The following is a 15,032-nucleotide window of genomic DNA, read 5'->3' on the forward strand; positions in this document are numbered from 1 at the left end:
CCGGGTGAAGTAGATCGCATGCCGGAACGCGACCCCGGGGCGCTCCCGAGCCTCCGTCGGACGCGTGCACGTGGGTCTGCCGGGACCCTCGGGAGTCGGCGGGGCTCGTCGACCGGGCCACGACCCGAGGACCGTCGCCAGCGCGCGTCCAGCGTCTTCCCGGTGGGTGTCGCGTCCGCTGCCGCGCCGAGGGGATGGGCGCGCCAGCAGTCGAACCCCTTCCGCTGACCAGCAGCGACGCGGCTGGCGCCGTCGTCGCCGACGGTGGCGCGAGAAGGTCGTGCGACGTACGGCGCGCTCGAGGGACGCGGTCTCCGCGTCGGTCCGGCGGTGGGCGCCGAGCTCCGCCGTGGTCGACGTCAGCACCGGCGATGCCGGGGTCCGTCCAGCGGGTAGCAGCGAGCGGGCGGGCGGTTGCTCCCGCTTCGTCCTCGAGTGGGTGATGTGACCTGTCGGACAGCGTGTGCTGTGGACGGTGCCGCGGATCCGACGTACGTTCCTAGCCATCCACGAGGGCGGTGACGCTGCGTGAGGTCCGGCTCCGGCCGGTCCCTCGCCGTCGCCGCCCTTTCGTGCACCTGGTGCCGACGTCGCTGCCTCACAAGGTGGGTCGAGCCCAGCGCCCACCACTGCCATCCGAACGGACGACAGCGAGAAGAGGGCAGAGCCATGACGACCACGTTCGACAGGCTCGTGATCGAGCCTCGGAAGACCGAACAGATCAAGATCAGACCGACGAGGCGGGCGGAGAACGAGGCCGCGCAGAGCCCCTCGCTCATGCTCCTCGTCCTCCTGGCGTGCGCCGGGGTCATCGTGTACGCGGCGTTCCTGCTGAACCCCGCGAACCGGGGCGACTGGCTGCCGTACACGCTCGTGATCGTCGCGGAGACGATCCTCGTGGTCCACGCGCTGCTGGCGATGTGGACCGTCCTGTCCAGCGGGCACAACCCGCGCGGCTTCGCGTTCCACCTCGCGCAGGACCGGCTGTACGACCTCGCCGAGATCATCCGCGAGGGCGCCGAGAAGTCCCCGCAGGACTGGCGGATGTACCTCGACGAGTGGCCCATCACGGTCGACGTCTTCATCACCACGTACGGGGAGGACCTCGACACCATCCGGCGGACCGCCATGGCGGCCGTCGCCATGCACGGCCGGCACGAGACCTGGATCCTCGACGACGGCCGGTCGGACGAGGTCCGCGCGCTGGCGGCACGGGTGGGTGCGCGCTACGTGCGCCGGCTGTCGAGCAACGGGGCCAAGGCGGGGAACATCAACCACGCCCTGACGCTGGCCAAGGGCGACTTCTTCGTCATCCTCGACGCCGACTTCGTGCCCAAGCCGGAGTTCCTGCACGAGACGGTCCCGTTCTTCGCCAGCGACGACGTGGCCTTCGTGCAGACGCCCCAGGTGTACGGGAACCTGAACTCGGTCATCTCGAAGGGCGCCGGCTACATGCAGTCGGTGTTCTACAAGTTCATCCAGCCGGGCCGGAACCGGTTCAACGCCGCGTTCTCGGTGGGGACCAACGTCATCTACCGACGGGCCGCGGTCGAGTCGATCGGCGGCATCTACTCCGACTCCAAGTCGGAGGACGTCTGGACGTCCCTGATGCTGCACGAGAAGGGCTGGCGGACCGTCTACATCCCGACCGAGCTGGCCGTGGGGGACACCCCGGAGACCGTCGAGACGTACACGAAGCAGCAGCTGCGCTGGGCGACCGGTGGCTTCGAGATCATGCTCACGCACAACCCGTTCTCCCGGAAGCGCAACCTCACGATGGACCAGAGGCTGCAGTACCAGGTGACCGCGACGCACTACCTCACCGGGATCGCGCCCCTGCTGCTGATCCTCGTGCCGCCGCTGCAGATCTACTTCAACCTCACCCCGATGAACCTCACGATCACGCCGCTGACGTGGTTGCTCTACTACTCAGGCTTCTACGTGCTGCAGATCGTGCTCGCGTTCTACACGCTCGGCTCGTTCCGCTGGCAGGTCCTCCTGCTGGCCGCGGTGTCGTTTCCCATCTACACGCGCGCGCTGATCAACGCGATCTTCCGCCGGGACCAGAAGTGGCACGTCACGGGCCAGAAGGGCGCGTACCGCTCGCCCTTCGCCTTCATGATGCCGCAGGTCCTCTTCTTCCAGTTCCTGCTCATCACCACGGTGGTCGGCGCCTGGAAGGACCTCGGCAACGGCTACCCGAGCCTCGCGCTCGCGTGGAACGCGACCAACACCCTGATCCTCGGCAGCTTCGTGCTCACCGCCTGGCGGGAGGGCCACCGCGGCCGACTCACCGCCAAGGCGGAGCGCGCCGTGCGCCGCACCAGCCACGCCCGTCTCGAGACCGCACCCACCGGAGGTGTCGCATGACCTGGGCCAGCCGTTTCCGACTGCTCGTGGGCACCATCCTCGTGCTCGTCCTGGCCGCACTGGCCACCTACCAGCTCAACCAGAAGAAGGGCGTCGCCGCCAGCGACTCCGCGCAGATCCTCGCCCGGACCTACGACGTGGGCACGCCGTACGCCGGCCTCGTGGTCGACCAGATGGTCGACGTCGGTGACACCGTGACGAAGGGGGAGCCGCTGTTCGTCATCGACTCCTCGAGCCTGCAGTACGACCTCAAGAACGGGTTCGCCAAGCCCGAGACCGAGGCCACGCAGGTGGACGACCAGGGCCGCCTCGTTCTCCTGGCGGCCGGCAACGGCACCGTGACCGCGATCAGCTCCGAGCGCGGCACGTTCGTCCAGTCCGCCACGGAGCTGGCGACCGTCCAGCGCGCGAACACCCTCTACGTCCAGGCCGAGTACACGCTCACGCCGAACGAGTACGCCCGCGTCGAGGACAACGCGACGGCCACGGTCGAGCTGCCCAACCACCGCACGATCACGGCCCACGTCTCCAAGGTCAAGGTGGAGACGGTGGCCGGCCAGGCCCAGGCGGTCATGACCCTCACGGGCGCCGCCCTCAAGGACGGCGCGCAGAACGGGCTGGTGTCCGCGGGCACCCCCGTGACGGCCGAGCTGCACCTGCGCAACAACGGCGTGGTGACTCGGACCGCTGACTCCGTCAAGACCTACATCGGAGGGATCTTCGGATGACGGCACACCTCACAGAGCACACGACGGACGTGCGACCCCCGCCCCGAGACCGCCGGCGCCGGCGCGTGCTGATCGCTGCCGCCGTCGCGGTCGTGGTCGCCGTCGCCGCGGTCCTCGCGATCACGACCCCATGGTCGACCTCGGAGGCGACGACCGCGGGCGGCGGGCGCGGCTCGGCGCCGGAGGAACCCACCACCGGGCCGAAGGACGCCCAGACGCCCACCGTCGACGCGGCGGCCCTGGTCGCCGGGGTGCCGGCGAAGTCGGTCGCCAAGATCGACCCGGTCAGGCTCAAGGACGGCGTCGTGCCGCCCACCAACCGCTGGTACAGCGGGCTCGTGTTCGGCGACCAGGCACAGCCGGTCTTCGCCGAGCCGCTGTCGTTCGGCCTGACGGACAGCGGCTTCACGCTGGGGCTCCCGACGCCGACGACGTCGGCGCAGACGATCATGGCGCCGCACGTGCCGGCCGTGACCGTGGACGCCGGCGCCGCCTCGGCGCAGATCAGCGCCGCGGACCCCGTGAGCGTCACGATCGAGCTGCTCGACGCCTCCGGCGCCGCGCTCGGAAATGTCGTCCTCGCGGAGGGCTCGCCGTTCGTGAGCCTCACGGCCGAGAAGGACATGACAGTGAGCTCCGCGGTCGCCGGGGGCTCCTTCGAGGCCGGCGACGACGGCGCGCAGAGCGCCGACGCCGGGACCTCGACGTGGGGCCTGGTCGGTGGCGGGACGGACGGCGGCTCGACCACCTTGGCCGCCGGTCGTACGGCGACCTGGTACGCGCTGCCGCCGGACGCGAAGCCCGCGGCCGCGACCGCCCTGGCCAAGGCCGCGGCCGACCCTGTCACGGGTGTCGACGTCAGCTACGGCGTGGACGACTCGGTCGCCCGCACCACGCTGACCTACCGCACGGCCGGCGGGTCGCCCACGGCCTACGTGACCATGCCGCACCACCGCACCGGCGACCAGCCGACGCGGTCGGACTGCGGACTCGGCTCGTACGCCAGCGTCTACGGGGACCTCGAGCTGTGCACCGGCTCGCAGCTCACCTCCTACGCGCCGGCCCTGCCGGCGGCGGGCGCGATCGATCTGGACGGCATCACGGCCGACCAGAAATCGGCCATCGTGGACGCGCTCGAGCAGGACGTCGCGTCGACGCCGGCGTTCCCGTCGGACACGTACTTCGGCGGCAAGGCGCTCAACCGCGCGGCGTCGCTCGTGGTGCTGGGCGAGCAGCTGGGCGCGCAGGACGTCGTCGCGGACCTGAAGAAGAAGACGGTCGACGCGCTCAAGGAGTGGACCGAGCCGGACGGCTGCACGCAGCGCGACGCGCGGTGCGTCGTCTACGACCAGGCCGCGCGCTCGGCGATCGGGCTGACGCCGTCCTTCGGGTCGGACGAGCTCAACGACCACCATTTTCACTACGGCTACCTGCTCGCGGCGGCCGGTCTGCTGGCCAAGGACGACCCGTCCCTGGCGAAGCAGCTGGCACCGGTGATGAACCTGCTCGCGCAGGACATCGCCGCCGCGAAGCCGTCCGCCGAGCTGCCGCAGCTGCGGTCGTTCGACCCCTACGCGGGTCACTCGTGGGCGTCGGGAACCTCGCCCTTCGCGGACGGGAACAACCAGGAGTCGTCGTCGGAGGCGGTCAACGCCTGGAACGGGCTGGGCCTGTGGGCGGACGCCTCCGGGCAGACGGCGCTCTCGACGGAGGCCACCTGGCTCGCGTCGACCGAGGCCTCGACGGCGCGGACGTACTGGACGGCGCCGGACCTGACGCAGTTCGACGGGTTCGACCACACGATGGTGTCGCTGAACTGGGGCGGCAAGCGGGACTACGCCACGTGGTTCAGTCCCGAGCCGAACGCCATCCTCGGCATCCAGCTGATCCCGATGGGTCCGGTGCAGACGTACCTCGCCACCGGCGTGGACCCTGAGCAGATCCGGGCGTCGGTCGACGAGGCCACGCCTGGCGGGTACGGCGTGCAGTTCGGTGACTACCTGCTGATGTACCGGGCGCTGGCCGGCGCGGACGACGCGTCGGCGGCGTGGACCGAGGCGACGACCCTGCCGGACACGTCGATCGACGACGGCAGCTCGCGGTCCGCCATGCTCGCGTTCATCGCGTCGGCCCAGGCGCACCCGTCCGCGGGCTGACGCCCGCTCCCGACGACGCCCGCCCCGCAGCCCGCGGGGCGGGCGCCGTCGTGCGCGCGGCTTCCACTTGACAACGCGTTCACCCGGACGGAGTGTGGTGCTCAGCCCGGTGACACGAGTCACTGCAGGGGACGTCTCGACGGGGAGATGGCCGCCTCACCGTGGCTGACCGAGATCCCGCAGGCCTCCGGGCTGCGCGCACCCCGGTGCTTGGCGCAGCCGCACCCGGCGGCCGTGGGCGACGCATCCGTCGCCGATCGCCTGAGAACACGGGCGAGAAGGAGACGACGATGTCTGCTCGACCGCGAACTTCCGCCACAGCCTCGCGCCCGGCTCCGGACCGACGACGGATCGTCGCCCTGGCCGTGGTCGCCGCGATGCTGGCCTACCTCGTGCAGGTGCTCGTCCTGCCGGTGACGCGGGCCGACGCGGCCGTCCCGGTCGGGCAGGGCAGCTATGCCGAGGGCACGCCGACGGGAGGCGCGGTCCCGACCGAGTGCGACAACAAGCCGGTGACCGACCCGCGGGCGCACGTGACGGCGAACTTCCCGGCGGGCGCGGTGCCGACCAACGACTGGTGGACGTCGCTGCTCTGGCGCAAGTTCAGCTGTGCCTCGGTGTCCGAGAACCTCATGGCGCACCCGCTGGCGTACCACGCGTACACCGACGGGCTCGGGGTCAGCTACCCGACCACCGCGACGATCTCCGGCACGGCGACGGGCGTGGGGGAGTACCACTACCCGTACGCCGAGGACTTCCGCCTCGGCATCGCGGGCCTCGACGCGGACGGCAAGGTCGACGGCTACTCCGACTGGACCGTGAGCGAGCTGTGGACCAACGGCACCAGCAGCCTGCGGACCACGTTCGGCCACGGCCTGCCGTTCGTCTTCGCGACGAAGACCGGGGGCGACGCGACCCTCACCGGCGCGGCCGCGCCCACGGTCTGGAGCAACGCCGACGGCGCGGTCGGCTACACCATCAACGGGCACGACTACGCGGCCTTCGGGCCGACGGGCTCGACGTGGACGCTGTCCGGGAGCACCCTGCGCTCGTCGCTCGCCGGCAAGGGCTTCTTCTCGGTCGCGGTGCTGCCGACCACGCCGACCAGCACGAACGCGAACCGCCTCGCCGCCCTGACCGCCTACGCGCCGTACGCGCACAACCACGTCACCGGCACCACGGTCTCGTGGTCCTACGACGAGGCCAGCGCGAGCATGACCGCGACGTACGCGTTCACCACCACGGCGCGGCAGGGATCCGGTAGCGGCACGGTGTACGCGCTCTACCCGCACCAGCGTGACCACCTGGCCGGCGCCACGTTGAGCGGCTACTCCTACGTGTCCCCCCGCGGCCCGATGCGCGTGGTGGTCGGCAGCTCGCAGTTCCAGACCGTGACGCCGTTCCACGGCGTGCTGCCGCAGCTGGCCGACACCGGCTTCGCCGCCGGCTCGTCCGACGCCGCGCAGCTGGGCGGGTACGTCGAGCAGGTGGCGACGGGCGACCCGTTCGCCGGCTTCGGCGACGACACCTACTGGACCGGCAAGGCGCTGGGACGGGCCGCGCAGGTGGCCCAGATCGCCCAGCTGACCGGGAGCACAGGAGCGCGGGACCGTCTGGTAGGCGCCATGAAGACGCGCCTGAGCGACTGGCTCACGGCCTCGCCCGGGGAGACGTCGCGCTCGTTCTGGTACAACCCCGCGTGGGGCACGCTCATCGGCTATCCGGCCTCGTACGGCTCGGACACCGACCTCAACGACCACCACTTCCACTACGGGTACTTCGTCGTCGGGGCGGCCACGGTCGCGGAGTTCGACCCGGCGTGGGCGGCCGACTCGGCGTACGGGGGCATGGTCGACACCGTCATCAAGGACGCCGCCAATTGGGACCGCACCGACACCCGCTTCCCGTTCCTGCGCGACTTCGACATCTACGCGGGCCACGACTGGGCCGCAGGGCACGGTGCCTTCGCGGCGGGCAACAACCAGGAGTCGTCGTCGGAGGGCATGAACTTCGCCAGCGGGCTCATCCAGTGGGGCCAGGCCACGGGCAACACGACGGTGCGCGACCTGGGCATCTACCTGTACACGACGCAGGCGTCGGCCATCGAGAACTACTGGTTCGACACCGACGACGAGGCGTTCCCGGCGGCGTTCGGACACTCCGCGGTCGGCATGGTGTGGGGCGACGGCGGGTCGTACTCGACCTGGTTCAGCGCCGAGCCGGAGATGATCCAGGGCATCAACCTGCTGCCCAGCACCGCCGGCCACCTCTACCTCGGCTACGACCCCGCCTACGTCCGGCGCAACCTGGCTGAGCTCGAGCGCAACAACGGCGGCCCGGCCACGGTGTGGAAGGACATCCTCTGGGAGTTCCAGGCGCTCGCCGACGCCCCGACGGCGCTCGCGCAGTTCCGATCCCAGGCCGACAGCTACGCGGTCGAGGAGGGCGAGTCGAGGGCGCACACGTTCTACTGGCTGAAGAACCTGGCCGGCCTGGGCACGGTCGACCGGTCCGTCACGGCGGACAACCCGCTCGCCGCGGCGTTCGTCGCMCACGGCACCCGTACGTACCAGGCCGCGAACATGACCGGGTCGGCTCTCACGGTGACGTTCTCTGACGGCGTGCGGCTCACGGTCCCCGCGCGGTCGGTCGCCAGCTCGAACGCGACCGCGTCGACCGACACGACGGCGCCCTCGGCGCCCACGCGGCTGGCGGCCTCCGGCACGACGTCGACCTCGACGGTCCTGTCCTGGACGGCCTCGACCGACGACGTGGGTGTCACGGCCTACGAGGTGCTCCGCGACGGTGCGGTCGTCGGCACGGTGCCAGGGACCACCTACTCGGTGACGGGCCTGCCGACCTCGACCACCTCCTCGTTCACCGTTCGCGCGCTCGACGCGGCCGGCAACCGGTCGGCCAGCAGCAGCGCGGTGACGGTCACCACGTCGGCCGGGAGCGCCGACACGACGGCACCCTCCGTGCCGACCGGCCTCGCGGCGTCCGGCACCACCTCGGCGGCGACGACGCTCGCATGGTCGGCCTCGACCGACGCCGTGGGCGTCACGGGGTACGACGTCCTGCGCGACGGCAGCGTCGTCGGCTCGACGACGGACCGGACCTACACGGCCACGGGCCTGGCGGCCTCGACCGCCTACGCGTTCCGCGTCCGGGCCTACGACGCGGCGGGCAACCGGTCGGCCGCGAGCAGCGCCGTCTCGGTGACCACGGCATCGGGCACCGTGACGGGCGTCGATGCGACGTCCCGCATCCAGGCCGAGGCGTACTCCGGGATGTCCGGCGTGGCGAAGGAGACCACGCAGGACGTCGACGGCGGTCAGGACGTCGGGTGGATCGCGAACGGCGACCACCTGCGGTTCGACGACGTGCGCTTCGGCTCGACGCCGCGGGCGACGTTCACCGCGCGCGTCGCCTCGGGGGCTGCCGGCGGAATCAGTGGCCTGGTCAACGTGCGCCTGGACAGCCTCACGAGCCCGTCGATCGGCAGCTTCGCGATCAGCAGCACGGGCGGGTGGCAGGCGTGGCGGACCGTCCCCGGCAACATCGTGCCCACCATCGGCACGCACACGGTGTACCTGACGTTCGACTCCGGGCAGCCGGCGAACTACGTCAACGTCAACTGGTTCACGTTCAGCTAGGCGGGCGCTACGTCGAGTCGCGGGCAATGACGTGGAACACGTCGCCCGGCTGTGCGGGCGGCTCGAGCGACTCGTCGAGCGCAGCGAGCACGGCCGCGGCGAGGTAGCTGGCCTGCGCGTCGATCGCCTGCCACACCGTGCTCAGCGCCGGGGCGGCGAGTCGCGCGGCGGGGATGTCGTCGACGCCGATGACGGCGACGTCCTCGGGCACGCGCAGCCCCTCGGCGCGCAGCCCGGACAGGACGGCCAGGGCCACCTCGTCGTTGTACGCCGCGACGGCGGTGACCGGGGACGGTGCCGCCCGCCACGACCGGACCGCGGAGGCTGCGGACGCCGTGTCGAGGTCGACGGCCTGGACCCGCGGTGCGGGCAGCCCGAGCCGCTCGCACGCGAGCGAGACCCCCGCGAGCCTGCGGTCCGCGAACGCCGTCAGGCGCGGGTCGCTCGGCGCGGCGTAGGCGAGGACGCGGTGGCCGCGCTCGGCCAGGTGCTCCACCTGCAGCCGCCCGATCTCGGTCTGGGGCGCGGAGAACGTCCCCGGGTGCGAGTCCACGTCCAGCGCGCTGCCGACGACCTTGATCCCGGCCAGCCGCATCGCGCGCTCGTCCGCCTCGGCGAACGGCGCGAGGCCCAGGACGGCGCGCGGGGTGACCGCTCGCCACAGCTCGGCGAGCGGGCGCGGACCGCGGTCGTGATGCACGAGGACGGACAGCCCGCGGTCGGCCAGCTCCGAGGTGAGGTGGTCGAGGAGCGTGTCGATGACCGGGCCGATGGTCCAGTTGGGCAGGACGCAGAGCACGAGGTCGCTCTTGCCGGAGCGCAGCGCCCGTGCGGCGGCCGACGGGGTGTAGCCCAGCCGCTCAGCCGCGTCCCGGACGCGTTGGCGCGTGGCCTCGGGGATCGCGACGCCGACCTTGCCGTTGAGGACGTAGCTGACGGTGGTGCGCGAGACGCCGCTCTCGCGGGCCACGTCGGCACTCGTCAACCGCGGCACGGTTCCCCTCCTCGCGGATCCGGTGATCCTCGACACCCTAGTGGCGGCGAGGTCAGCGGCTCGCAAGAGGCGGGGTGAGCTTCTGGAGCGCGGCCCGCGCGTGGTCGGCCGTGAGCGGACCGGACGCCCGCGAACGGACCCGCCCACTCGCGTCGAGCAGCAGCACGGTCGGCGTGCGGAAGACCGAGAGCCGGCGGACCAGGTCGAGGTGCTCCTCGGACGCGACGTCGACGTGGACGACGCCGGGCTCGCCCGCGGCGAGCGCGCCGAGCACGCGCCGCACCTGCGGGCAGGTCGCGCAGGTGCGCGCGGAGAACTGGACCAAGGTCGCCCGGCTGCCGAGCGCGACGCCGAGGTCCGCATCCGTCAGGCGCGGCTCGTCCGGACCGGCGCCGACGTGCACCGGCCGGAAGCGCTGCGTGTGCCGGCGGACGAGCAGCCAGGCGACGGTCGTCACGGCGAGCAGGACGATCACGAGCGCGGCGCGGCCGCCGACGCCGGACCCGGCGCCGACCAGCACGGTCGTGAGGCCCACGGTCGGCTCGCTCTCTGTCGGACGGTCGGGATCACGCAACACCGGCACCGCGGCGGCGTCAACATTCGGTCCTGCCGGTCTCGGGGTGCGAGACCCACGGCCGTCGGGCACGCAGGGACGCGCCGTGGGACCGTGGACCGACCCCAGGAACGGAGCTCGCCGATGAGCCTTCTCGACGGCTGGGTCGTCGGTGAGCACACCGCCGACGGCGTCACCCACCCGGTCTACCGCCGAGGGCACGGCCCGGGCGTCGTGATGATCCACGAGCTGCCCGGACTCACGCCCCCGTGCATCCGCTTCGCGGAGGAGATCGTCGAGCGCGGCCACACCGTCGTGATGCCGGTGCTCTTCGGCGTGCCGGGTGCCCCGAAGACGCCTCGCGCGACTGCGGCGTCGCTCGCCGGCGTCTGCGTGAGCCGGGAGTTCCATGCGCTCGCCCTCCACCGGACCAGTCCTGTCGCCGGGTGGCTCCGGTCACTGGCGCGCGAGCTGCACGCCGAGCTCGGCGGCCCAGGCGTCGGCGCGGTGGGGATGTGCTTCACCGGCGGGTTCGCGCTCGCCATGCTGGCTGACGCGCCGATCGCCGCGCCCGTGCTGGCCCAGCCGTCGACCCCGTTCGCCGTCGGCCGCCGTCGGTCCGCCGACCCGGGCCTCGGTCCGGAGGACGTCGCCGCCGTGCGCGCCAAGGTCGACGCCGGCTGCCAGGTGCTCGGCGTCCGCTACGTCGGCGACCCCGCCGTCGGCACCCGGTTCGAGACGCTTCGCCGCGCCCTGGGGGACAACTTCCTCACCGTCGAGCTGCCCGGCTCTCGGCACGCCACCCTCACCGAGCACCGCGACGAGACGGCCGTGACCCGCGTGCTCGACTTCTTCGACGAGAAGCTCGGGACCGGCTGACCCGTAGGCTCCGCCCCATGAGCACCCTGGACGAGGTCGGCGAGCGCGACGGATGGCGATGCTGGCTCTGCGACGAGCCGGTCGACCCGGACGCGTCCGTCAACGCGGACCGGGGCCCGAGCATCGACGGCGGGGCGACGCCCAAGGGCAAGAAGCCGGCACCCGGCTCCGAGCGTCTCGCGCACCGCGCCTGCAACACCCGCAAGGGCGCCGTGAAGCCCGTCGTCGCGTGGTCGCCCGACCTGTTCGTCGTCGAGCCGGCGCCCATCGTGGCGACCGCGGAGCGCCTGACCCGCAAGGGCGGCCGCGAGGTGGTGGCGCGGTGCCCCACCCGGGCGGACGCCGACGAGGCGGCGACCTGGCTGGTCGACCGGCTCTCGAGGTTCGCGCCGGACCTGAGGGTCGCGGCGGCTGTGGAGCCGGGCGGCGGGCAGTTCCTGCTGGTGCTGCGGACGACCTGAGGTCAGCCCTGGCGCAGCGTGAGCCGGTAGAACACGCTGTGCGGGTCGAGCTGGTAGTCGCCGAACGGCGGGCACTCGACGAAGCCCGCCCGCTCGTAGAGGCGGCGAGCGGCCGCGAAGTAGTCCTGTGTCCCCGTCTCGAGGTGGACCGTCCGCAGCCCGCGCTCGGCCGCCGACGCCAGGACGTGGGCGAGCACCGCGGCGCCGACGCCGCGCCCGCGCGCCGCGGTCGTCGTGCGCATGGACTTGAGCTCGCTGTCCGTGCCGCTCAGCTGCGAGAGGGCCGCGCAGCCGAGGAGCCTGCCCTCGGTGTCGCGCGCCGTCCAGAACGTGATTCCCGGCGCCGCGAGCGCCGTCGGGTCGAGGGCGTGCACGGACTCGGCGGGTGAGGTCGCGAACATGTCGGCGAGGTGCTCGCCGAGCAGCTCCAGGACGTCCGGCGCCTGGGGGTCGTCGATCGAGATGGTGAAGGTCACGGGTGGGCTCCTGTCAGCGGTCGGCGGCGCGCCGCAGGTCGAGGTCGGGGTCGGCGTCGCGGTCGCACACCAGGTGGCCGTCGACGACGACGGCCGCGGCCACCTGCACGTCGGTGCGGTGGGCGAGCGGGATGCCCTCCTCGTCCAGCTCCTCGGAGGTGCCGGCGTTGTCGGGCCCGGGCTCCACGCGGTGCGTGAAGTAGAAGACCCACGCGACCTCGTCGCCGGAGCCCGTGCGGCCGACGACCACGTCGGCGTGCCGGCCCGTGCCCGCGTCCCACGGCCGCGTGCCCGGGGTGTCCAGCACGAGCCCGTCGCGCTCCCACGACTCGAGGTCGCGCGAGCGGTAGACCCCCAGCCCGCGCCACTCGTCGACCAGCAGCCACCACCACCCGCCGAGGCGGAAGACGTTGGCCCCCTCGCCGGGCGGCTCGGTGATGACCGGTCGCGGCTCGGACCACGTGACCAGGTCGGGGGAGTCGACGCTCCACTGCTGGGAGCCGGCCACCTCGTCCTTGTACCAGAGGCGGTACCCGCCCGACGGCAGCGGGACGACGCAGGCGTCGATGACCCGGTCGGAGGACAGCGGCAGCGTGCCGCGGTACGTCCACGTGACGAGGTCGGGCGACGTGTGGTGGGTGATGCTCCGCGTCGCGTCCCACGAGGTCGGGGTGCCGGGGACGTGCGAGAGGAACAGGTGGTACTCGGCGCCGACGCGCACGACCTCCGGGGCCCAGAGCGTGTTCGTCCCCGGGAGGTGGTCGAGACCGTCGACGACGCCGGCGTACGTCCAGTTCAGGCCACCGTCGTCCGACGACGCGATGCCGATCTCGGTGCCGTGCACCCACGCGACGCCCCCGGAGCGGTCGGCCGCCCGGCGCTGCGTGTAGAGCAGCCGCCAGGTGCCGTCCGGAGCCTCGACGACGACGGGGTCCGTCGGCGCGTGGTGCACGGGGTCGGTGAACAGCGGGGCAGGGACCGCGCGGCTCATCGCCACCTCCTCGGGTGTGTGGTCCGCGGGCCGGCCCGGGCCGACGGCCGGCGCGCCGGATCACGATAGGTGATCGCTCAGCCCGGGGTTGGGGGCTCTCGCGGGAACGCGAGAGCCGAGCCCCGCCGTGACGGGACTCGGCTCTCGGCCCGGGGTCAGGCCGGGGTGTCGGCGTCGTGCGCGTGGTGGCGCGGGTGGGGCACGTGGAGCTCGACGGGCTCGGGCGGGAGGTCGCCGACGCCGGCCGCGAGCGCCTGCTCCCGGCGGTGACGGGCCGACGGCAGCGCGACCGAGGCGAGCACCGCGAGGACGGCGACCGCAGCGCACACGAGGAACCCGTAGGTGAACGCGTCGTCGGTCGGCATCCCMTCCGGCGTGCTGTGCGACGTGATGACGGCGGCGACGACCGCCGTGCCGATGCTGCTGCCGATGGTCCGGGAGATGACGTTCACGCTGCTGGCCTCACCGGTCTGCGCCGCCGGGACGCTCTCGATGATCGCGTTCGACATGGCCGCGAAGGCCAGGCCGATGCCGGCGCCGGTGAGCAGCCCGGACGCGAGCACCTGCCAGAGGTGGTCGTGCACGAGGCCGGGCAGCGCGAAGGCGCAGACCACCAGGAACGTGCCGAGGAACATCGGCAGCTTGGGCCCGAACCGGCGGTCGAGCAGACCGGCGATCGGGCCGAACACGACCATCATGAGGACGGTCGGCAGGAGGAACAGCCCGGCCTCGGACACCGACTTGCCGAAGCCGACGCCGGCGACCGGCGGCAGCTCGAGCAGGGTCGGGACCAGCAGGAACGTGCCGAACATGGCGAAGCCGAGCGTCAGCGCGACCAGGTCGGTGGCCCAGACGCCGCGGTTGGTCATGAGGCGGATGTCGATGAGCGGCTGGCTGACGCGCAGCTCCACGACGACGAACGCCGCGAGGGCGACCACGCCGAGCAGGAACACGCTCACGGTCTTCGTCTCGAGCCACCCCCACGACTGACCCTTGCTGATGGCGAGCAGCAGGGACACGAGACCGACCGTGAGGATGCCGGCGCCGAGGGTGTCCAGCCGACCGGGCGTGCGGACCGGCGACTCCTTCATGCCGAAGACGGCCCCGAGCAGGGCGATGACGACGAGCACGAGGGGCAGCCAGAAGAGCCAGTGCCAGGAGAGGTGGTCGACGATCGGACCGGCCGCGACGATGCCGACGCCCGCGCCGACGCCGAAGATCGCCGACAGGAGGCCGACGGTGACGCTGACCTTCTCCCGGGGCAGCTCGTCGCGCACCATGCCGATGGACAGCGGCAGGATCGCGCCGGCGGAGCCCTGCAGGACGCGGGCGACGATGAGCACGCCGAGGTTGGGGGCGAGCGCCGCGACCAGCGTGCCGACGGCGAGGGTGGCGAGGACGCCGATCAGCACGCGGCGCTTGCCGACCATGTCGCCGAGGCGGCCCAGGATCGGCGTGAGGACCGACGCGGCCAGCAGGTAGGCCGTGAGGATCCAGCTGGCGTCGGCCGTCGAGACGGCGAGGTCCTCCGCGAGGACCGGCAGCGCCGGCGCGACGAGGGACTGCAGGACGGCGAACGCGAGGCCACCCAGCGACAGGTACAGGACGAGGAACCGGCTGCCGGTGCGGAGCTCGGTGGGTTCGGCGACGTCGGGGAGGGCGGGAGAGTGTGACACGGGGTCCTCGGGGGAGTAGAGGTCAACGCTTGTTGAGGCCAAGTATCGATGCCCCGCGCAACCGAAGTCAACAAGCGTTTACTTGGTCGCCC

General features: G+C 72.4%; 11 protein-coding genes. 6 read left to right on the forward strand and 5 right to left on the reverse strand.

Going from position 1 to position 15,032, the window contains the following annotated elements; all coding sequences use genetic code 11:
* Window positions 1–669 precede the first annotated feature (669 nt).
* The 4 genes from AC1DQC_RS10570 (at window position 670) to AC1DQC_RS10585 (ending at window position 8,910) form a co-directional block, all read left to right on the forward strand.
* Window positions 670–2,370, forward strand: coding sequence for a glycosyltransferase family 2 protein (locus tag AC1DQC_RS10570; RefSeq protein ID WP_477051197.1), 1,701 nt, complete (start codon window positions 670–672; stop codon window positions 2,368–2,370).
* Entirely contained in the window at window positions 2,367–3,098 is a 732-nt protein-coding gene (locus AC1DQC_RS10575) for an HlyD family secretion protein (RefSeq protein ID WP_477051198.1), read from the forward strand. Before AC1DQC_RS10570 ends, AC1DQC_RS10575 begins: the two co-directional genes overlap by 4 nt.
* Window positions 3,095–5,254, forward strand: a complete 2,160-nt coding sequence (locus tag AC1DQC_RS10580) for a glycosyl hydrolase (RefSeq protein ID WP_477051199.1) — start codon at window positions 3,095–3,097, stop codon at window positions 5,252–5,254. Before AC1DQC_RS10575 ends, AC1DQC_RS10580 begins: the two co-directional genes overlap by 4 nt.
* Before the next feature lie 290 nt (window positions 5,255–5,544).
* Window positions 5,545–8,910: a glycosyl hydrolase gene (locus AC1DQC_RS10585; RefSeq protein WP_477051200.1), complete on the forward strand. Its 3,366-nt coding sequence runs from the start codon at window positions 5,545–5,547 to the stop codon at window positions 8,908–8,910.
* 7 nt (window positions 8,911–8,917) lie between these two features.
* Here the strand turns inward: AC1DQC_RS10585 and AC1DQC_RS10590 are convergent, their stop codons facing one another.
* Together AC1DQC_RS10590 and AC1DQC_RS10595 are read right to left on the reverse strand one after the other, a co-directional pair.
* On the reverse strand, window positions 8,918–9,904 hold the full coding sequence (locus tag AC1DQC_RS10590; protein ID WP_477051201.1) for a LacI family DNA-binding transcriptional regulator: 987 nt from the start codon (window positions 9,902–9,904) through the stop codon (window positions 8,918–8,920).
* Between the two features lie 52 nt (window positions 9,905–9,956).
* Entirely contained in the window at window positions 9,957–10,439 is a 483-nt protein-coding gene (locus AC1DQC_RS10595; RefSeq protein ID WP_477051202.1) for a TlpA family protein disulfide reductase, read from the reverse strand.
* A gap of 162 nt (window positions 10,440–10,601) precedes the next feature.
* Here AC1DQC_RS10595 and AC1DQC_RS10600 point away from each other — a divergent pair, with 162 nt between their 5' ends.
* Together AC1DQC_RS10600 and AC1DQC_RS10605 are read left to right on the forward strand one after the other, a co-directional pair.
* A complete protein-coding gene (locus AC1DQC_RS10600) occupies window positions 10,602–11,336 on the forward strand; it encodes a dienelactone hydrolase family protein (RefSeq protein ID WP_477051203.1) in 735 nt (244 codons plus the stop codon).
* Between the two features lie 17 nt (window positions 11,337–11,353).
* Window positions 11,354–11,797: a hypothetical protein gene (locus AC1DQC_RS10605; protein WP_477051204.1), complete on the forward strand. Its 444-nt coding sequence runs from the start codon at window positions 11,354–11,356 to the stop codon at window positions 11,795–11,797.
* Window positions 11,798–11,799: 2 nt separating this feature from the next.
* Here AC1DQC_RS10605 and AC1DQC_RS10610 read toward each other — a convergent pair whose 3' ends face one another.
* From AC1DQC_RS10610 to AC1DQC_RS10620, 3 genes are all read right to left on the reverse strand, one after another.
* Window positions 11,800–12,273, reverse strand: a complete 474-nt coding sequence (locus AC1DQC_RS10610) for a GNAT family N-acetyltransferase (RefSeq protein ID WP_477051205.1) — start codon at window positions 12,271–12,273, stop codon at window positions 11,800–11,802.
* A gap of 13 nt (window positions 12,274–12,286) precedes the next feature.
* Window positions 12,287–13,264, reverse strand: coding sequence for a glycoside hydrolase family protein (locus tag AC1DQC_RS10615; protein WP_477051206.1), 978 nt, complete (start codon window positions 13,262–13,264; stop codon window positions 12,287–12,289).
* Window positions 13,265–13,419: 155 nt separating this feature from the next.
* The gene (locus tag AC1DQC_RS10620; protein ID WP_477051207.1) at window positions 13,420–14,940 is read right to left on the reverse strand and encodes an MFS transporter; all 1,521 of its coding nucleotides are present in this window, start codon (window positions 14,938–14,940) and stop codon (window positions 13,420–13,422) included.
* Window positions 14,941–15,032: the final 92 nt, after the last annotated feature.

It is taken from the genome of Cellulomonas sp. P4_H12 (assembly GCF_056400905.1).